The sequence below is a fragment of the Methylotuvimicrobium buryatense genome, assembly GCF_005931095.1.
Lineage (GTDB): Bacteria > Pseudomonadota > Gammaproteobacteria > Methylococcales > Methylomonadaceae > Methylotuvimicrobium > Methylotuvimicrobium buryatense.
Window position 1 is genome coordinate 3781404 of the sequence record NZ_CP035467.1, and the last position, 19418, is coordinate 3800821.

At 50.0% G+C, this 19418-nt stretch carries 22 protein-coding genes and 1 tRNA gene; 8 read left to right on the forward strand and 15 right to left on the reverse strand.

Features of this window, described 5'->3' with window-relative positions:
* Positions 1–31 precede the first annotated feature (31 nt).
* The 7 genes from flgF to EQU24_RS16855 all read right to left on the reverse strand — a co-directional run bounded on the left by flgF (position 32) and on the right by EQU24_RS16855 (position 6912).
* Positions 32–775, reverse strand: coding sequence for a flagellar basal-body rod protein FlgF (flgF, locus tag EQU24_RS16825; protein ID WP_017842461.1), 744 nt, complete (start codon positions 773–775; stop codon positions 32–34).
* 20 nt (positions 776–795) lie between these two features.
* Positions 796–2151, reverse strand: coding sequence for a flagellar hook protein FlgE (gene flgE / locus EQU24_RS16830; RefSeq protein ID WP_017842460.1), 1356 nt, complete (start codon positions 2149–2151; stop codon positions 796–798).
* A 24-nt stretch (positions 2152–2175) separates the two neighbouring features.
* Positions 2176–2844 (reverse strand): flagellar hook assembly protein FlgD, encoded by a 669-nt coding sequence (locus tag EQU24_RS16835; RefSeq protein ID WP_017842459.1) that lies wholly within the window; start codon positions 2842–2844, stop codon positions 2176–2178.
* A gap of 24 nt (positions 2845–2868) precedes the next feature.
* Positions 2869–3285, reverse strand: a complete 417-nt coding sequence (gene flgC, locus EQU24_RS16840) for a flagellar basal body rod protein FlgC (protein ID WP_017842458.1) — start codon at positions 3283–3285, stop codon at positions 2869–2871.
* 2 nt (positions 3286–3287) lie between these two features.
* Positions 3288–3680 carry a flagellar basal body rod protein FlgB gene (flgB, locus tag EQU24_RS16845; RefSeq protein ID WP_017842457.1) on the reverse strand — a complete coding sequence of 131 codons (393 nt, stop codon included), beginning with the start codon at positions 3678–3680 and terminating at the stop codon, positions 3288–3290.
* A 362-nt stretch (positions 3681–4042) separates the two neighbouring features.
* The gene (locus EQU24_RS16850) at positions 4043–4864 is read right to left on the reverse strand and encodes a CheR family methyltransferase (protein ID WP_017842456.1); all 822 of its coding nucleotides are present in this window, start codon (positions 4862–4864) and stop codon (positions 4043–4045) included.
* A 1121-nt stretch (positions 4865–5985) separates the two neighbouring features.
* Positions 5986–6912 carry a chemotaxis protein CheV gene (locus tag EQU24_RS16855; protein ID WP_017842454.1) on the reverse strand — a complete coding sequence of 309 codons (927 nt, stop codon included), beginning with the start codon at positions 6910–6912 and terminating at the stop codon, positions 5986–5988.
* A 374-nt stretch (positions 6913–7286) separates the two neighbouring features.
* Here EQU24_RS16855 and flgA point away from each other — a divergent pair, with 374 nt between their 5' ends.
* The 6 genes from flgA to EQU24_RS16890 all read left to right on the forward strand — a co-directional run bounded on the left by flgA (position 7287) and on the right by EQU24_RS16890 (position 11796).
* Entirely contained in the window at positions 7287–7991 is a 705-nt protein-coding gene (gene flgA / locus EQU24_RS16860) for a flagellar basal body P-ring formation chaperone FlgA (protein WP_017842453.1), read from the forward strand.
* A 76-nt stretch (positions 7992–8067) separates the two neighbouring features.
* Complete coding sequence (gene flgM / locus EQU24_RS16865; protein ID WP_017842452.1) at positions 8068–8376, forward strand: flagellar biosynthesis anti-sigma factor FlgM; 309 nt, start codon at positions 8068–8070, stop codon at positions 8374–8376.
* On the forward strand, positions 8373–8873 hold the full coding sequence (locus EQU24_RS16870) for a flagella synthesis protein FlgN (RefSeq protein WP_017842451.1): 501 nt from the start codon (positions 8373–8375) through the stop codon (positions 8871–8873). The genes flgM and EQU24_RS16870 overlap by 4 nt, the downstream gene beginning before the upstream one ends.
* A 461-nt stretch (positions 8874–9334) precedes the next feature.
* Positions 9335–9411, forward strand: a tRNA-Arg gene (locus tag EQU24_RS16875).
* Between the two features lie 596 nt (positions 9412–10007).
* Positions 10008–10517 (forward strand): LexA family protein, encoded by a 510-nt coding sequence (locus EQU24_RS16885; protein ID WP_017842449.1) that lies wholly within the window; start codon positions 10008–10010, stop codon positions 10515–10517.
* On the forward strand, positions 10492–11796 hold the full coding sequence (locus tag EQU24_RS16890) for a Y-family DNA polymerase (protein WP_017842448.1): 1305 nt from the start codon (positions 10492–10494) through the stop codon (positions 11794–11796). The genes EQU24_RS16885 and EQU24_RS16890 overlap by 26 nt, the downstream gene beginning before the upstream one ends.
* Positions 11797–11820: 24 nt before the next feature.
* On the opposite strand, the gene folE2 is transcribed toward EQU24_RS16890, so the two are convergent.
* The 3 genes from folE2 to EQU24_RS16905 are packed head-to-tail and all read right to left on the reverse strand — an operon-like array spanning position 11821 to position 15316.
* Positions 11821–12633, reverse strand: coding sequence for a GTP cyclohydrolase FolE2 (gene folE2 / locus EQU24_RS16895; RefSeq protein WP_017842447.1), 813 nt, complete (start codon positions 12631–12633; stop codon positions 11821–11823).
* A 44-nt stretch (positions 12634–12677) separates the two neighbouring features.
* Entirely contained in the window at positions 12678–13646 is a 969-nt protein-coding gene (locus EQU24_RS16900) for a CobW family GTP-binding protein (protein ID WP_017842446.1), read from the reverse strand.
* On the reverse strand, positions 13643–15316 hold the full coding sequence (locus EQU24_RS16905; RefSeq protein WP_017842445.1) for a formylmethanofuran dehydrogenase subunit A: 1674 nt from the start codon (positions 15314–15316) through the stop codon (positions 13643–13645). Before EQU24_RS16905 ends, EQU24_RS16900 begins: the two co-directional genes overlap by 4 nt.
* Before the next feature lie 109 nt (positions 15317–15425).
* Between EQU24_RS16905 and EQU24_RS16910 the strand changes: the two genes are divergently transcribed.
* Both EQU24_RS16910 and EQU24_RS16915 read left to right on the forward strand, forming a co-directional pair.
* Positions 15426–15653: a type II toxin-antitoxin system Phd/YefM family antitoxin gene (locus tag EQU24_RS16910; RefSeq protein ID WP_014147323.1), complete on the forward strand. Its 228-nt coding sequence runs from the start codon at positions 15426–15428 to the stop codon at positions 15651–15653.
* 13 nt (positions 15654–15666) lie between these two features.
* On the forward strand, positions 15667–16080 hold the full coding sequence (locus EQU24_RS16915; protein ID WP_017842444.1) for a type II toxin-antitoxin system VapC family toxin: 414 nt from the start codon (positions 15667–15669) through the stop codon (positions 16078–16080).
* Positions 16081–16097: 17 nt separating this feature from the next.
* Here the strand turns inward: EQU24_RS16915 and EQU24_RS16920 are convergent, their stop codons facing one another.
* From EQU24_RS16920 to EQU24_RS16940, 5 genes are all read right to left on the reverse strand, one after another.
* Entirely contained in the window at positions 16098–16874 is a 777-nt protein-coding gene (locus EQU24_RS16920; protein WP_014147321.1) for a ZIP family metal transporter, read from the reverse strand.
* Positions 16875–16880: 6 nt separating this feature from the next.
* Positions 16881–17879, reverse strand: coding sequence for a CobW family GTP-binding protein (locus tag EQU24_RS16925; RefSeq protein WP_017842443.1), 999 nt, complete (start codon positions 17877–17879; stop codon positions 16881–16883).
* Positions 17876–18322 (reverse strand): phosphoribosyl-AMP cyclohydrolase, encoded by a 447-nt coding sequence (hisI, locus tag EQU24_RS16930; protein ID WP_017842442.1) that lies wholly within the window; start codon positions 18320–18322, stop codon positions 17876–17878. The genes EQU24_RS16925 and hisI overlap by 4 nt, the downstream gene beginning before the upstream one ends.
* Entirely contained in the window at positions 18319–18558 is a 240-nt protein-coding gene (locus EQU24_RS16935; protein ID WP_014147318.1) for a hypothetical protein, read from the reverse strand. Before EQU24_RS16935 ends, hisI begins: the two co-directional genes overlap by 4 nt.
* Positions 18559–18742: 184 nt before the next feature.
* On the reverse strand, positions 18743–19411 hold the full coding sequence (locus EQU24_RS16940; RefSeq protein WP_017842441.1) for a DUF1826 domain-containing protein: 669 nt from the start codon (positions 19409–19411) through the stop codon (positions 18743–18745).
* Positions 19412–19418: the final 7 nt, after the last annotated feature.

Sequence of the window (19418 nt, forward strand, 5' to 3'; positions counted from 1 at the left end):
TACCGGCTCTTTTAACTAATAGATGCACGGCTTATGCCATTTGCATCAACTTGGCGCTAACGCCCGAATTGTCATCGACTTGCTTCATCACCTTGGTTTGCAATTCAAAATTCCTAGCCAATTCGATCATCGCGACCATCGCACCGATCGTACTAACATTACTACCTTCCAAGGCACCTTGCGCTAACCTCACATCGGCACTGGCTTGCGCGACGCCGCCATTCTTTAGGTAAAGCAAACCGTCGTTTTGTTTTTCAAGATCGTCGAGCGGTGGATTAACCATCTTGATGCGTTCAACGATAACCTGATTCGCCGCGTTCGTTTCACCTAGCGGAATGATGTTAATCGTGCCGTCCGGCATGATCGACACCTTGGAAGCGGGAGGCACTGCAATCGGGCCGTCATTACCGAACACCGGCAAACCGGTGCCGGTTTGTAGCAAGCCTTCCGGTGTCAAGCGCAAATCGCCGGCCCGCGTATAGGCTTCCTTGCCGTCCTGACCTTGAACCGCCAACCATCCTTCGCCGTTGATCGCGACATCCAGATCCCGACCGGTAATTTGCATCGGCCCGGCAGTCAAGTCGATGCCCGGCCTCTCAGACATCGCATAAACACGCGTAGGAAAACCAGGACCGAATACCGGCATGCTGCGGAACTGCTCCAAATCGGATTTAAATCCGGTGGTCTGCGAATTCGCCAAATTATTGGCGTTAGCCGACTGCGCCAGCAAGGTTTGCTTGGCGCCGCTCATTGCGATGTAGAGGCTACGATCCATGACGAGCTCCTGCTAATTGATTAACGAATATTCAAAATAGTTTGCGTTATCGTGTTTTGAGTACTTATAGTCTGGGCATTGGCTTGATAAGCCTGCTGCGCGATAATCAGCCGCACCAATTGTTCGGACAAATCCACATTAGAACTTTCCAAAGCTGCGGACTGCATGACTCCAAAGTTATTGGATCCCGCCGAGCCGAATATCGGTTGCCCCGAATCCGCACTCTCGCCCCAACTCGTGTCGCCCAATTTCGCCAATCCTTGATCATTCGGAAATCTAGCCAAAGCAATCTGACCGATTGGCTTCGAAGCGCCGTTACTAAACCGAGCGAACATGACTCCTTCGCTACTAATTTCAATGCCAGTCAAGTTTCCGGAGGGCAAACCGTCTTGTCTTAAATCATTAACGCTGAATGCCGAATTGAATTGAGTACCTCCAGCAAAATCAAGCTCAAAATTCAAATCCTCGACAACAAATTCCGGCGCTAAATTAATACCATTCAAGAAAATATTACTCGGAAAGGAGCCGGTGGATAAAGGGGCCTGGCCATTCACATTCAATAACAATCCGGATGCGCTAAAAGTAACGGGCACTGGAGCCGGAGTCGTTCCTGCAGGCTCAAAGGTCGCATTGCCTGCAGGCGTCACAATGGCATCGTTAGCGTCATAGACTGGATTGGCACCAAGAGTCACCCCTCTATCATTTAGATAAACATAGCTATCCCACTGATTAGCACCAGTTTTTCGATAATAGGTGCTTAGTGTATGAGAGTTACCTTGCGAATCGTAAATTGTCGCCGAAGTAACATTATTGAATGAATCCGGATTGCTTGGATCGAACACCGAAGTAGGCGCTAAATCTCCGGCATTAAGATTAATTTTCATATCGACGGATTCCGTAGCCCTCGGCAAGCCTTGACTGGTATCAACCTGCAGAGCTTGAAACACGCCTTGGCTAAAGCCTTCTTCAATGGTTTCGCCATTGGGCTTGAATGCCATCAAATAACGCCCTCGATCATCGACAACAAAACCCTCTTTATTTAGCTGAAAGGCTCCATTTCTAGTAAAGTTAGTCGGCTGCGGATCGTTTACATTATTTGCCAATGTAAAAAAGCCATTGCCGCTAATCGCAATATCCAAACTGTTTTCGGTAAAATCAATATTACCTTGAGTAAACTGCTGGGCAACCTCGGTCACTTTGACGCCAGCCCCAGGCTGAGTCTTCGCCACGCCACCCAAGCTCGTTGCATACACATCCGCAAACTCGGCTCGCGATTTTTTAAAACCTGTCGTATTGGCATTCGCAATGTTATTACCGGTGGTTTGTAAATCACTCGATGCGGCTCTCAAGCCGCTTAATCCTGTTGCAAAACTCATGATCGCTCTCCTGATGAAATAACGCTAAAAAATCCGCCTGACATCGTTGAATCTCACCGAGTCAAGACCGTTTAAACTTAATTGAATGCCGTTGCTGCCATTACCCAATGTGACGCTGTTGACGCCTGCATTGACAAAGGTTTGTAGAGCAGTGTTTTTATTGTCGATACTCGCACTAGCTTTGATTCGATAGGCACCGGGGTTGGCAAAAGTCCCGTCATCTAATTGACCATCCCATTCGAACTCGACATTACCGGCCGATTGCCGCCCCAAATTCAGCTGCTTAACCGTGACGCCATTACGATTTTGAAATTCGACGATGAGATTATCGGTAGGTCCGGTCAGTGCGACTTCCCCTTTCATATTGTCATTGAGCGAAAGCACGCCTTCCGAACCGGGTACTAGCACCGACCGGCCAACTAAACTGGCTGCCTGTAACGCTTGGTTCGAACTGATCGATCCGGCGAATTCAGCGAACGATTTCTGTAAGTCTTGAATACCGCTGACGGTGCTGAACTGCGCCATTTGCCCCAAAAAATCGCCGTTTTCCATAGGCTTGGTGGGATCCTGATGAGTCAATTGGGTGGTCATCAATTTCAAGAACTGTTCCTGACCTAACGATTGCTTTTTTACAGGGGCATCTTCGACTGTTCTAACACCCAGGTTTCTTAATGCGTCAAAATTGATGGACATTGGCTTTTCCTCCCAATTATTTGCTTACTGACCTATTCTCAAAGTCTGCAAAACCAATTCTTTAGCGGTATTGAGCACTTCGACATTATTCTGATAAGAGCGTGAAGCCGACATCATATTGGCCATTTCTTCGACGATGTTGACATTGGGCTTATAGATATAGCCGGATTGATCGGCCATCGGATGATTCGGCGCATACTCCATGACCGTTGGCGCCTGACTTTCGACCACTCCCAATACATTGACTTTACTCGCGGCATTTTGCTTATCCATGATGTTTTTCAATTCTGCCGCAAATACCGGTTGCCGCGATTTATAGGTTTGATCAATACTGCTGCTAACGCTGTTGGCGTTGGAAATATTACTGGCAACCAGGTTCAACCTCAGCGACTGGGCATTCATGCCGCTACCGGAAATATCGAAAATACGGAATGAGCTCATGATTACTCTCCTTTAATGGCCGACGTTAAACCCGAAAACTTGCCGTTTAGAAAACGCAGGCTGGCTTGGTATTGCACGGCATTCTCGGCGTACTTGGCCTGCTCGACATGACCTTCTACGGTATTACCGTCTAACGAAGCTTGATTCGGATTGCGATACATCATAGAAGCGCCCAATAGCGTGTTGCTTGCTGAGATATGTCCGTTCCGTGTGCGCTCCATCGGCAACGCATCCGGTATCGCGGTTTTTAGAACCGATTGAAAATTAAGGTCTCGTGCCTTATAGCCTGGAGTATCGGCATTAGCCAGATTGGAGGCAAGAACCTCCCCGCGTTTTTCGCGCAATGCCAATGCCTGGGAATGAATGCCTAATGCTTTATCGAAATTAATTGTCATGGTAGCAGCCTCTCACACTTGTTACTTATTAAATAAGCACATCATATGCCATAGACTATTTCTACTCACTTATCATGGGTTTACAAATAATGACGTCAATTTTTTCACGCCGTTGGCAAACCCGACCGGCAATATCTAACCGCAGGCTTATTAGGAGAGGCTATGCTGCGGAAGCGGTGAAAGAGGAAAGAGGAAAGAGGAAAGAGGAAAGAGGAAAGAGGAAAGAGGAAAGCCTGCCAACGCCTTGAACATATTGTCAAGCTATTTTTTAGTTAGCCGAGTCTTACCGTTAACCTTAAAACTGACAAAGTAGAGAACTGAATGCTAGCAATATTTTCGAATGTCGATTTTTCGGCAGCGCATCAGCCGATTTTTCGATAATACCGACCGCGTTCGCCTCGCACTGTTTCAAACCCGGACACCGAGGCCGGCAGTACTTCGCTGCTACTCAAAAAAAGAAATCCGCCCGGTTCGATAGCTTGCGACATACGCGTTAAGATATCTTTCTTCAAGGCATCGGAAAAATAGATTAATACATTCCTGCAAAAAATCACATCGAAGCGTCCTAATACCGAAAAAGGCTTAAGTAGGTTAAATTGCTGAAATTTTACCCGGGCGCTAATTTCCGGTTTAACACGAAACCCCTCCTCAACCGGTATAAAAAAACGCTTTTGCTGCGTAGCATCGATACCCCTAGATAACGCAGCCTCCGAATAAACAGCCTGTCTAGCTTGTCTAAGCACGGTTTCCGAAATATCGGTTCCGACAATACTCACCGAGAATGATTTACCTTGGTTTTTGATCATATCGTCGACACACATACTAATTGAATAAGGCTCCTGCCCCGAAGAACAAGCCGCCGACCAGACTTTAATCGTGCTCCGTTTGACCGCAAGCGACGGCAAAACGGCTCCAGTCAATTCGGCAAAATGACTTTCATCGCGAAACCAAAACGTCTCGTTGGTCGTCATCGCTTCAATAACTGCTACCTTGATTTTTGACGATGCATGAGACTCGCTTTGCAGTACTTTAAGCAGCTCGACAAACGAGCTCAAGCCGAATTGCGGCAACAGTCCGGATAAGCGATTTTTCACTAAATATTGCTTACTATCAGACAAAACAATGCCACATGCTCGAACAAGAAACTGCTGAAAATATTTAAATTCCTGCTGCGTCATTTCCATTAGTTATTTATCCAATTAAGCATTCATTCCCTTTTAGAAAAAGGATTTAAAAAAACAAGACCTATCTAATAAACCTTTTTTATGGTCGCCGGAAGACATTCCAGGCGAGGTTTGAAGGCTCTTTCGTACTTGCCGTGGTAATAGCGGATCGACACCGAACAAGAAAAGAAGATTTTCTTCAAGCGCGCCAAGATTTTTCGCGACAGCTGAAATGGGGTCCGTCCGATTTCAGCAGCGAAAAATGACTTGGCGATTATTGCCTTCGGCGGCCCCGATTCGCCCTGCGTCCGTGCCACTACGCCACATCATCGTATACTCGATGCGGCTCCGTAGCACTCCCACAAATGGCTTTACGCCGTGTCGCGATGCCTTGTATTTTGCCTCCGCCTGCGCTATTCGCGCAGACTCCGGCAAAACACCCGGTGCTACGGCTATCGGGGACTAAAAATCTTCACTTCGCTAACGCTCCGTTTCCAAGATTTTCAGCGTAAGCAACTGATATTAAATGTAATTTATTCATTAAGAATTTGCTTTGTCACTAATTTTTCAAATTACCACGGGAAATCCGGAAGAGCCGGTTTGAACGCTTATACCCAAAATCGGCGAATCAAGCATAGCGATAAAATCTGCTATACCCTCGTAGATCAAAATTCGGCACCGGGGTATCCGTCAAAGGACGCCGTGAATACATCACATCCCCTCTACGCCAGCTCCATACTGGCAAAGCCTTTGTCGCACACCCCGGCGCCTCCTCAGACACTGCCGAAATTTGAAGTGCGAAAAGTATATCAAGCGCGCCAAGATTTTTCGCGACAGCTGAAATGGGGTCCGTCCGATTTCAGCAGCGAAAAATGACTTGGCGATTATTGCCTTCGGCGGCCCCGATTCGCCCTGCGTCCGTGCCACTACGCCACATCATCGTATACTCGATGCGGCTCCGTAGCACTCCCACAAATGGCTTTACGCCGTGTCGCGATGCCTTGTATTTTGCCTCCGCCTGCGCTATTCGCGCAGACTCCGGCAAAACACCCGGTGCTACGGCTATCGGGGACTAAAAATCTTCACTTCGCTAACGCTCCGTTTCCAAGATTTTCAGCGATCGACCACCGACTTACTGGTCTTTATAAGGAATGAAAAATCTGCAAACGTTTTTGAATGGTTTTGACCAGTTCGTCCGGCTCGAATTTCGCCAAAAATTCGTCGGCACCAACTTTCTGCACCATCGACGAATTAAATACTCCGCTTAGCGATGTGTGCAATACCAAATAGATATTCTTCAACTTTGGGTCTTTTTTGATCTTGGTGGCCAGCGTATAGCCGTCCATGCGCGGCATTTCCACGTCGGAAATTATCATCGCGTAATAGCTTTCCAAGTCAATACCGTCCTGAACCAAACCGGACAAATGCTCCCACGCTTCCAAACCGTCTTTCAACACATCGTATTGAAGATTGAGTTGATCGCAAACTTTTTTGATTTGATTTCTGGCAACCATCGAATCGTCAACGATCAATACTCGATCGCCGGCACCCGACACATTTTTATCGATCACCTCATCGCTGGCTCGTTCGCGTAAACCGATGACTTCCTTCATAACTTTTTCGACATCAATCACCTCGATCAAATCGCCGTCGACCTCGGTTACCGCCGTTAAATAACCTTCCCGACCCAAGCCCGAAGGCGGTGCTTTTACCGAGCCCCAACCGATATTAATGATTCTATCCACCGAACCCACTAAAAAGCCTTGTATGGTTCTGTTGTATTCAGTGACAATGACATAAGATTTCTCGTCACGGTCTATCGGCCTCATACCGATCGCCATTGACAAGTCCAAAACCGGAATCGTCTTTCCTCGCAAATGCGCGACACCGCAAATCACCGAATGCGATTTCGGAATTTGCGTCAAAGCCGGACATTGAATCACTTCTTGAACTTTAAACACATTGATGCCGAATCGCTGTCGTCCGCCAAGCTTAAACAGCAATAACTCAAAGCGATTATGTCCTGCCAGCTGAGTACGCTGATCGACCCCATCTAAAATTCCAGCCATTGACATCACTCCGATAATTATTGATTTCTAATCGAAAACAGTTTGCATTGAAATATAGGTCAATACCAAATTGCGCCCGCAATTATACCTTTTTTCAGCACCATTTATGGGGCGGAAGCTTGATTTGATTAAAGTGCTCTCAAAACCTTTGACAATGCCAGGCGCAGTGAGAAACAAGCTTATTGGTTAATATTCTCACAACGAATGCCGAAGCTAAGGCGAGACATCCGCGAGGTATATAGCCTCGGTCGGTATTCACCGTTTCCTGCCTACCAGAACGGATTATAATCAATTTCGATCAAACTTCTTATAGATAAATGACTGGCATTATTCCTGCTTGTTTTATAACAACGTCATAAAACCGACAGAACACCATGATCATCAAACTATTCGTTGCTCTACTCGTCTTGCTCGCGCCATACCAAAGCGGTTTCGCCGCGCCGCATTATCAAACGCATGCATCGATCTATCAAACAGTGACTCGCTTTATCACCGGTCAACTAGGGTCATCCGCCGACTACGACATCCACATTTCGCCGCTGGATAGCCGTTTAAAATTACCGAAATGCGCCGACGAATTAACCGCCTTCACCGCGCATAATGAACCGCTTCGCGCCGGACGCTTTTCGGTCGGTGTACGCTGCGGCGAAGGACCGAAACCCTGGTCGATTTTCACGACCGGCTCATTAAAAATAATGCAAGACGTGCTAGTCCTGGCTAGACCGGTCAGCCGCGGTCAGATTTTGACTCGCCAAATGCTCACCATCGAAAAACGCGATCAAGCCACCCTGAGAAGCAGCTATTTCAGTCAAATCGAGTCCGTCGAAAACAAACAGTCGTTACGTAATTTACCGGCGGGTTCCGTGGTTACCGTTAACAATGTTACGGATGCAGTATTGATCAAACGCGGAGAAAAAATAACCATTAGCGCCTCGTCGCCCGGTTATAATGTACGCATGCAAGGTAAAGCAATGATGGACGGGGTAAAAGGTCAATCGATTCGTGTAAAAAACGTCTCGTCCGGCCGCACGATTACCGCTACAGTCATCAAGCCTGGCTTGGTTTCCATTATTCAATAATTTAAGGTCATGTCTCTAAATATATTCGTAACATTGCCGATAACAATACCGAACCCAATTATTTGAGGAATTTGTCATGGCTATCGAACCCATTGCAAGCCGCATACCCAGCACAGCAGCAACTAAAAGCCCGGTAAAGCCCGGCATTGATGCTGGCGCCGCAATGATTAAATCAGAACCTAATAACGACAGTATCGAAATTACTGCCAATTCCAGTCAAATAAAAAGAGCATTGGACTCAGCAGCAAGTCTTCCGGTAGTCGACAACGAACGCGTTGCTTCAATAAAACAAGCACTAGCCGAAGGAACCTATACTATCGATCCGGAACGTATCGCGCAAAAAATCAGTCAATTCGAATTAATGAGTACCGAGGACAGTCCATGACTCTTATTAGCCAAACATTTCCCATCGCTGAAAAACTCATTACCAATGGCTTATTATTAACGGAACAACTTTATCAAGCACTGCAACAGGAGGCGATTACGCTAAAGCAGTCTCCGCTTGCCGAAACGTTCGATGAAATAACCCGACAAAAACAACTACTCGCTCAAGAGCTTAATCTATTTGCCAAGCAACTTGCGCAAATACTCGAAACGGAAAAACTACCCAACACCCGAGCAGGCCTAAGCGATTATTTAGAGCGCGCCATACAGGCAGGATTCGATACGTCCAAAACGGACGAAAACTGGACAATGCTCATTAAAACGACCGAAAAATGCCAATTGCTCAACGAACAAAACGGGGCATCAACTGAAATTTTACTACGCCATACTCGACAATCGTTGAACATCCTCAAAGGAAAGCCGCAAACGATTAATACCTACGGACCTGACGGCAACACCAAATTGGACTTATTTTCCGGCACATTATTTTCGGTATAATCCGGTGTTTTGATTCAACCGAACCAAGCCATGCTGGATACGTTACGTCATTTATTTGTTCAACACGAAACCAAGCGCCCCCAAGAAATCGGAATATCAAACAACGACGATAATCCCAATTTTCTAACCGATCGGGATCAAATCATAAAGTTAATCAATGCAATCGCGGCCTCAGCGCATTTATACCTATCGCACTTCAAATTTCGGCATTAGCGTATGGAGGCGTCGGGGTGTTCGGCAAAGGCTTTGGCAGCATGGATGCTGTCATAGAGCCATGGACGTATTCACGGCGTCCTTTGACGGGCACCCCGACGCCGAAATTTGACAAGCAAAGGGTATAACTTACCTCCGTAAAACCAAAACTAACTCGACTGCTTCATAGCCAAACTCGAACGGGAAATCATTAGAAATCAAAGAAACTTAATATAGAAAGTTATGATAAAATTTGTCATCCGATTCAAGCCCCGGTAGCTCAGCTGGATAGAGCATCCCCCTCCTAAGGGGAAGGTCACACGTTCGAATCGTGTTCGGGGCGCCATAAAATCAAAGATTTACGAGAAAAAAAGAATCGATAAATCAATCTTTTCGCATTTTTGTCTCATTTCTAAAAAAATCCCATTCATCCCTGCGATCTTTCAAAGCCAAGGACTAGAAGAAGCCAAACGAAAACGCCAAGAGCGAAAAAGGACACCAGCAATTCCCAGTTTGAGCAGTTTCGCCGATTTTAGGGTGTGGGGCATGCCTGTCGAGGAACGCCGTAAACCCATCCATGGGGGCTTGGCGGCAGCTCGAACGCCAAGGATGGCGTGAATGCAGATTTTGCATGGAGCAAAAATCTGCCCTGCTGCCGACATCCTCGCCAAGCATACCCCACACCCTTTTTGATCTCCAAATTGGGAATTGCTGAAAGGACACGCTTATGTCCGATTTATACCCGACATATTTTTCACACCTCAAACTATAGTTTTCTCCAGTAAAAATCGTCTAACACAGCCCAACTCCTATATACCTCCCTTTTGATCGAAAACCGTCTAAGACCTTCTCTTCCCGTCTCAAAACAAGAACCAATTGAGAACAAAACCCGTTTTGATGTACTATGCGCTTCCTATCTGCTGCGCTTGGAGTTTGTTCACGATGATTGTCATTCCTTTGTCGCGTTATCAACATCGTAACGCTCAAGCTTGCCCTACTGCGTTCGTGCTGTCCGATAATTTGGCGTTGCCGTTTTTTGGCCCGGCTACACAGCCTTCGACACTGAAGTTGCCGCTCTTCACGTCGAAAGTACCGGCAGGCTTTCCGTCGCCCGCCGACGATCATTTGGAAGCGTCGATCGATTTAAACCGACTCTGCATTCAAAATCCACCCGCGACGTTTTTTGTGCGCGTCGAGGGGCATTCGATGACGGGGGCCGGGATCAACGACGGCGATATGCTGGTCGTGGACCGTTCGCTAACGGCGAAACACAATTCGATCGTGGTCGCCGTCATCGACGGCGAAGTGACGGTCAAGTGCCTGGATTTGTCGTGCGGTGCCGTTTGTTTGCGCGCCAAGAATCCGGACTATCCGGACTTGCCGATCAAAGAAGGCATGGATCTACACATTTGGGGCGAGGTCGCGCATGTCGTCCGTTCGTTACCGACCTGATCCTTCGGACAAAGTCTTCGCGATCGCCGACTGCAATAATTTTTATGCCTCGTGCGAGCGGGTTTTTCGGCCCGAGTTGAACGGCAAACCGGTTGTCGTGCTGTCCAACAACGACGGCTGCGTCATCGCGCGAAGCAACGAAGCAAAAGCCATCGGCATCAAGATGGGTGCGCCTTTCTTTCAAATCGAACGTTTCGCAAGGCAACACGGCGTCGCTGTGCTCTCTTCGAACTATGCCTTGTACGGCGATATGTCCCGGCGCGTCATGCAAGTTTTGGCCGGGTTCGCGCCGCGCATCGAAGTGTATTCCATCGACGAATGCTTTCTTGATTTGACCGGACTGCATACCGACCTGACCGGCTATTGCCTGGAAATTTGCGCTGTCGTCAAACAATGGACCGGTATTCCTATTTCGATCGGCATTGCACCGTCCAAGACCCTGGCCAAGCTGGCCAATCGTTTGGCGAAAGGCGGCCGGTTCCGGCAATGCCCCGTGCTCGATTGGCGCACTGTGGACGATTCCGATACCGTATTGGCGGAAACCGCGTTGACCGATTTGTGGGGCATCGCCGCACGATCGCAATCGCGCTTAAACTTGTTAGGTATTGCCGATGCATTGGCGCTGAAACAATCCGATCCGAAACGGTTGCGAGGGCATTTCGGCGTGGTCATGGAACGTATCGTCTATGAATTGCGCGGGCTTTCTTGCCTTGATCTCGAAGACGTCCCTGCGCCGAGAAAACAAATTCTGACCTCGCGCAGTTTCGGCGAAAAATTGACCGGCTACGACGATCTGCGCGCTGCCGTGACCTATTTCGCTACCCGTTCGGCGGAAAAATGCCGGCAACACAAGCTCGCGGCGCATGCCTTGACGGTCTTCGTTGAAACCAGTCCGTTCGATACACGGCAGCCCTTTTATGCGAACAGCGCCACATTCGAATTTCAATTGCCCACGCACGATTCGGCGCAACTGCAACGAGCCGCGCAACGGGGGCTGGCGCGAATCTTCCGACCGTGTCTTTCCTATCAGCGCGCCGGCGTGTTGTTACCGGAACTGTTGCCGGAGGGCGTGGCGCAATTGTCGCTATTTAACGGTGGCGAACAGTCGAACCGCTCGGACGAATTGATGCAGACGCTCGACGCTATCAACCGCCGCTACGGCAGAAGTAGCATTCGCTATGCCGGCGAAATCCTCAGTCAACGCTGGCGGATGCGGCAGCAATTTAAATCGCCTTCGTATACGACGAATATCCACGAGCTGCTGACGATCCGGATTTAGGCGAAGTGCGCCTTGGAGAAAATGTTAACGCTTATCCCGCTCGATCAATGCATAAGCCGAGTGATTATGAATCGATTCGAAGTTTTCCGATTCGACGATATAGGCGCTGATTCTAGGTTCGGCTTCCAACCGGGCTGCGACATCGCGCACCATGTCCTCGACGAATTTGGGATTGTCGTAAGCGTATTCGGTGACATATTTTTCGTCGGGGCGTTTCAGCAATCCGTAAATTTGGCAGGACGCTTCTTGTTCGGCCAGATCGATCAACTCTTCAATCCAGATGAAATCATTGATCAGTACCGTCAGCGTCACATGAGACCGTTGATTGTGCGCGCCCCTGTCCGAAATGGTCTTGGAACATGGGCAAAGACTGGTGACCGGGACGACGACTTTGATACGCGTTTGCACTTCACTGCCGGCAATTTCGCCGATCAAGCTCACTTGATAATCGAGCAGGCTGCGCACGCCGCTGACCGGCGCGGCTTTGTCGATAAAAAACGGAAACTGCATTTCGATGTAGCCCGACTGTGCATCCAAGCGCTGCACCATTTCTTCGAGCATCAAGCCGAACGATTCGACGCTGATTTCGCGGTCGTGTTGATTCAGAATCTCAACGAAGCGCGACATATGCGTGCCTTTGAAGTCGTGCGGCAAATTGACATACATATCGAATAAACCGATCGTATGCTGTTCGCCGACCGACCGATCTTTAACCCGTATCGGATGGCGAATCGCCTTGATGCCGACCTTGTCGATCGCAATACGCCGCGAGTCGGCAATGCCTTGCACGTCGACAATAGAGTTTTCTAAAGAGGGGATGCTTGATTGATTGTTCATTGATGAATTCCTTTAAATAAATATTGAACGCCGGAGTCGATATCTCATTGCCGCAATGCGTTCATGACGGTTTCGGCCAAGGTCTTGATGTCGCCGCCGGCGATAAAGACCAGGCGCCCTCGGTTATCGACATTCTCCCGCAGCGGCATCGGCGCCGGCGGAAACAAATGGCCGGCAATGCCGTGGACCGCCATCGGCCCATCGTGTTCTTCGGTAAAAATCACGCCCTTCACTCTGACGATATGACTTTGCGGGTCGCTGAGCAGTATTTCAAGCACCGCTTGCAAGCGCGCCCAAGCAACCGGTTGTTCCAGTTGCAACGACACGCTATTGAAACCGTGCTCGGGTAAATCGTCCGACCGAGGTTGAGCGATCGGGCGAAATAGGCCGCCAAAATCGAGCAGAGCCTCCGCCAAACCGGAGGTTTGTGCCGATTCGAGATGCGCAATCGAAGGCGCTAATTCTTGCAGTCGGTTTTGCACGCGTTCGACTTGCGCCGCCTCGGCCAAATCGGCTTGGGTCAGTACGAGCTTATCGGCCCAGGCGATCTGCGCTTGGGCTTCGGGAAAGCGCGTCAGATAGGTTTCGGCGGCCAACGCCGAGACGGTCGTAATCATGCCTTGATAACGATAGCGCGGCGCCAGCCAGCGTTCGTTCAACAGCTTATCGAGAATCGGCTCGGGACTCGCCACGCCGCTGGTTTCGATAAAAATACGGCTAAACGGTTTGACCGGCTTTGCATCGTAGGCCATGCGCAGATTTTTTAACATCGGCGCCAACGAGCCGCGCACTTGGCAGCATAAACAACCGCCGGACAGCGTTGTTAACGGGATCTTATGCTCCGCGAGCAATTCTTGATCAATCGGCGTCGAGCCGAATTCGTTAATGATCACAGCCGAATGCGGTGCGGCGCGGAGCAGATGATTTAATAGCGTCGTTTTGCCGCTGCCGAGAAAACCGCTCAGCACGATCACCGGTATCCGTTGAATCGTTTTCGAAGAAGCCCGATTCACCGGGCATTCTCCGCCAAATAAGGACGGCCGCAGGCATGCGCGCGGAAACGTTCGCTATCGGCCTGCCCCGCATCGACGTCGCCGACCGTAAAATTGGCCAGGCCGAGGTTGTAGAAGCGGTCGTAATAGTTTTGCAAATCGCGTTCGATACGGTGATCGAAAAGCGGCTGAACGACTTGTGCCGTCCCGTTGCACCGTTCGACGACCGCACCGTTTTGCACGGCCAGGCGGCCGTTTTTGAACAGCAGTTCGGCATCGGCGAACATCGCGGCCTTATCGGCTTGTTCGCGGTAAACGGCAATATCGGCTACCGCACCGGGCCGCAAATGCCCCCGGTCCGGCAAGCCCAGCAAACGGGCGGCGGCGGTTCGGGTCATCACGGCGATGTCATAGAGCGAAAATTCTTTGTCGAGATCCTTCAATAGACTCATCGCGACCGCTTCCTGATTCAATTGTTCGAGGCATTGCAATCGATAATCGCGATCCATCAACAGGCGGATCAGGTAAGGATACATCGTAAACGGCGCGCCGTTCGGATGGTCGGTCGTGAAGAACAAGCGCCACGGATCCTCGGCCAACAAGAAGATTTCCAGGCCGATTAGCCATTGCAGACTGTTGACGAAACTCGTTTCTTTGTAGCGGTAAGGCACGACGCCGCCGCTGCCTTCGCATTCGGCATCCCAGGCGATCCATTTATTCGGCGAAGCATCGTTCCTGCGGCTGTATTGCGCGATCACATCGCCGGATATCGTGACGGTTTGTCCGAACAAAACCTGGCCGACGTCCATCGTAATGTTCGGGTGTTTTTTGAATCCGTCGATTAGCTTCGCGGCCGCCGACGAAAAGCCTCGATCGCCTTCGTTGCCGTAGCCGTAGAATTGAATGTGCGCCAAATGCATCGGCAGGCCCTGAGCCGCTTCCATTGTCGCCAATGCGGTATCGACATTGCCGGGTACGCCCAGATTGTTGCAATGCACATGCACCGGATGCGGAATTTCGACCTCACAAGCGGCGCGCTGTAAAGTTTGCAAAATATGACGCGAGCTGACGCCGTATTCGGGAACGACATCGTCCAGATCGAAGCTACGGGCATTGGACTTAAACGCATTCGCTCCGCCGGCATTGATGACTTTCAAACCGAGGCAACGCGTCGAGTGTAAGGTCCAGGCGACGTAATCGTTGATTTGCGATTGAGACGCGCCGCTCCGCATTAAACGCAACAAATAATCGTCGTTACCGAGAATCGCGAGCCCCGCCGTGTCGATGATCGGAATGTCGGCCATCTGCAAATGCGCATCCAAGGCATTGATCGGCAGTATGGCCGGTTCGACGACGGTGGTATAGCCCATGCGGGCATAACGATAACCGGTTTCGGTCGCCGACCAGCGGGAGGTGCTGAATCGATGACCGAGTTTGCGCGCCACGAAATTGCGGTGCTGTTCCGGCAGCAACAAGCGCGCGGTGTTGACGTTACCGCCGGCGATATGGCTGTGAATATCGATCGCGCCGGCCATGACCACGCAGCCGGCGATGTCGTAATCGGCATCGATCATGGCGCCGGCTTCCGGTTTGTCGACGATGACACTGTCCCGGAAATAAATATCCCGAATCTCGCCATCGAGCGCTTGCGCAGGATCGTAAACTTTCCCGCCTTTGAGTCGAATCAGCATGGTGTGAATTCCTTAAATGATTGCTGAAGAAGAAATCAAGGGTTGAGTCATTTGGTCAAGCATCGTTATACTGTGCATTATTTTGTACGTTTTATTCATAAGGGTAACCATGAAACAAGCAAACTTCACCGAAATTCGAAACCACGCAAAAATGTATTTCGATATCGTCGAAGCCGGCGAATCGGTTCGGGTCCTACGTAACGGCAAACCCATCGCCGACATCATCCCGATCACAGCGGATTTACCTTCTTGGCGACGTCGAAAAGCCCAACCCTTAGTACTCGATGGCGTTTCGATCAGCCGGATGATTATTGAAGAGCGCGAAGCCGGGCTGTAGATCGACTTTAATCATGCGCGTATTTTTCGATAGCTCAGCTTTTGTAAAGCGCTACATCAGCGAGCACGGAACCGATAGCGTGTTGCAATGGTGCGACAAAGCAACAGAAATCGGTTTATCCGGCATTGCCTTGCCGGAAATTATCTCGGCATTTTGTCGTTTATACCGTGACAACAAAATCACCGATGTTCAATACCGACAACTAAAATCGCTTTTAATGGCCGACATCGAAGACGCAGCGATTTGCGATTTGTCTCCGCAAGTATTGATGCATGCAGTTTCCAGCTTGGAAAACAACACACCTCGAGGAATGGATGCCATACATATCGGCAGCGCCATAGTCTTGCAAGCCGATGTTTTCATTTCCTCCGACAAACGACAGATTACCGCCGCCATTCAAGCAGGCCTGCGCGTAGAGCAGGTTTAAAGCTTGGCCTACCTTTTTCACGGCATCAATAAATTCCCCTCGAGTACGACGATCGCTTGCATGAAACCGATACCTAAAGCGAACACGAACGATTGTCCGCAAAGATTGCGTAGGCTCGAATGTTCATGCAATACCGGAATGAAGTCGGTCGCGGCAATATAAATAAATCCCCCTGCTGCTATCGGCAGCAGCAAAATCAACGAAGCCTCGGCAAACTGCCCAAGCAGCAGAGTAAACACCGCACCCATAACCACGGTCAAAGAGCAATAAAAGTTATACAGCACGGCATCTTTAGGGCTATATCCGCCGTAAACCAGTGCGCCGACATCGCCTATCTCCTGCGGTATTTCATGAACGACGATGGCAAGCGTCGTAGTCAGCCCGATAACGGGATCCACCAAAAAACTGCCGCCGATTAAAATACCGTCGACAAAATTATGAACCGCATCGCCCATCAAATTCATCTTCGCCATCGGCTTGATCGAGTCGTCGGCAAATACGGTATGGTCGTGACGCCAACGTACGATTTTCTCGAGCACGAAAAACAAAAACACGCCGGCCAAGGTCGTCAAACAAACCGTGGCTATCGACCCTTGGCGTTCCGCCGCATCGGGTATCAAATGAATGAAGGCGTCGCCCAATAAAACGCCGACCGCCAACGCGATCAGATAGGGCAGCAGCCGCTTGAGCAATTGCCTGTCCAGGTAAAAAACGAAAGCACCGCTCAGCGATACGAGACTGACCAGTAACGATGCACTCAGCGTATAGAAAATGACTTCGGCAGATATCGGCATACGGAGTTACGCTACGGCAGGAACCCGGCATTCGTCCATCGCGTCGATAAAGGCCTGCTTCGGCAAATCGCGCCCGATGAATACCATCACGCTTTCACTTTTTTCATCCGCCGACCAAGGTTTACCGAAATCGGTATTCATCATCATGTGCACGCCTTGATAGATGATCCGGTTTTCCTGGCCTTCGATCTGCAGGATGCCTTTGTAGCGCAACAAATCTTCGCCGTAGACTCGCACCATGACATCAAAAAAAGCCATGATCCGGGCCGCATCGAAAGCGCGGTCGCTACGATAAACGAAAGACGAAATGTCATCGTCGTGTTTGTGAGTGACGTCTTCGAGAAAATCCGGCTCGATCTCCAGAATCGCCTGCAAATTAAACCCCCGGATGTCGAGTACTTCGCCTATGTCGCAAGAACCGAAATGGACATGCCGAATAGGCGCCCGCGAATTCATCGCCCGCAAACGGTTTTCGAGATTTTCGACCTCTTCAGCGCTTACTAAATCAGTTTTGGATAATAACAAACGATCGGCGAAACCCACTTGCTCTTGCGCCTCGTGATGATCGTCAAGCTGGTTTGAGGCGTGCTTTGCGTCAACCACGGTCACGATCGCATCAAGCGTGTAAAAGTCGGCAATATTCCGGTCGGCGAAAAAGGTTTGCGCGACCGGTGCCGGATCGGCCAATCCGGTCGTTTCGATGATCACGCGATCGAATTCGGCCCCACCGGCCGTGCGTTTGTCGGCCAATTCGCCGAGTATGCGCACCAAATCCCCGCGCACGGTACAACAAATACAGCCGTTGTTCATTTCGACGATCTGCTCTTCGCCTTGAATCAGCAAGTCGTTATCGACCCCCTCCTCTCCGAACTCGTTCTCGATCACGGCAATCCGGTGACCGTGATCCTCCGATAAGATGCGGTTCAGCAATGTCGTTTTCCCGGCTCCGAGAAAACCGGTTAAAATGGTCACAGGTACGGGATTGAATGCGTTCGCTTCGTTCATGATTCGGCTCCATGGGACTGTTTGTATAATTGATCGGGCGCTATAAGCGGCGCGCTGACGACTTCAACACGATCACCGCTCACCCTATTGTAAAAACAACTGCGCCGCCCAGTGTGACAGGCAGGCCCTTGTTGGTCGACTTTCAGCAGCAAAGTGTCTCCGTCGCAATCCAAATAAAATTCTTTCAGCATTTGGATTTGCCCCGAGCTTTCGCCTTTGCGCCACAATTTCGCACGCGACCGGGACCAATAACAGACGTGCCCGTGCTGCAAGGTTTCGAGTATCGCATCCCGATTCATCCAGGCCATCATCAAGACTTCACCGGTATCGTATTGTTGCGCGATCGCCGGCACCAGGCCTTGTTCATTGAACGGCAGACCGGTTAACACGTCGGCCCACGGAAGCGCCTCACCTACATCACGATTTTCGTTTTGCTCGATCATGAATGCAGCATTTTCTTTGTCGATTCTTGTTGCGCCTGCCTGAACCAACCCAATACGGCTTTTCGGTGCTCTATGCCGTAAAGTTGCTCGAAGCGCCGGGTTTCTTCGCATCCGGCATTGCTCAATATGGCAATCCGCTCGCCGACAAACGGCTCAGTCAGTGCAATATTGCAATCGACGGTGATGCAATGGCGCCATTCTTGGTAGGTAGACGGTATACCGTTAAGAACGAGCATGATATAACTTCGACAACTGGTGGAAGGGGGGGCGGTGGCTCGATTGAAAGGTGTCGGCGGCAGGGATAGCCGCCGTCAAGCCTACATGGAGGTATTCACGGCGTCCTTTCAAGCGAGTCAATGAACCGCCGCAAAGCCTATTACTTGTATAAGTCATTGTGTGCATATTCCTCAGTAAAGTTCATTAGGCAAAATCCAATGTCAATAACAGCCGTCGCGGGCAATCTTCGCTCGGATTCGGCGAACGGTGCACCGCGCCGTGCTGTTCGTTCCCGGCCCAATTGCTGCCTTTCAGCAGACCGACCGAAAATGCGGGCATTCGATGAATCGAGGATTCGTCCAAAATTACGCCGGCTTGCCTATCGTTTAAGCCATGCGTATTGATACCCAATTTGGCGCGGTCGACCGCTCGGTCTTCGAGCCATTCGGTACCGATGCCACCGTAAGTCGAGACCATGCGGCACGGCACATGATCGACATGGAATTTCGGGCACATCGGCCGGTCGAGGGTTCGCAAACGCAAGCCGACGCGCTCGAGCTCGAATAAATCGCAAAACAGCGTCGTCAGCATCGCCGCGTCGCGATAAAATTCAAGATAGCCGTCGATAGTCGATGCATGAGGAATCAAGCCGCTAAAATCGAAATCGGCGATCGAAAGATTATGAATCTCGCTGATTTCTTGAGGGCTTGCGAGCAATGAATCGATGAACGACTCGATACGCGGATCGATGCTTCGCTCGATCACGCATAGGTTGACTTCATCCTGATAGATTCTGCTTAAATCGGCCAAATCGTCGGACTGAACCGCTTCCGAATAAGGCGCGCGAAATAGAGGTTGGGCTAAGGCGGACATGATTTAC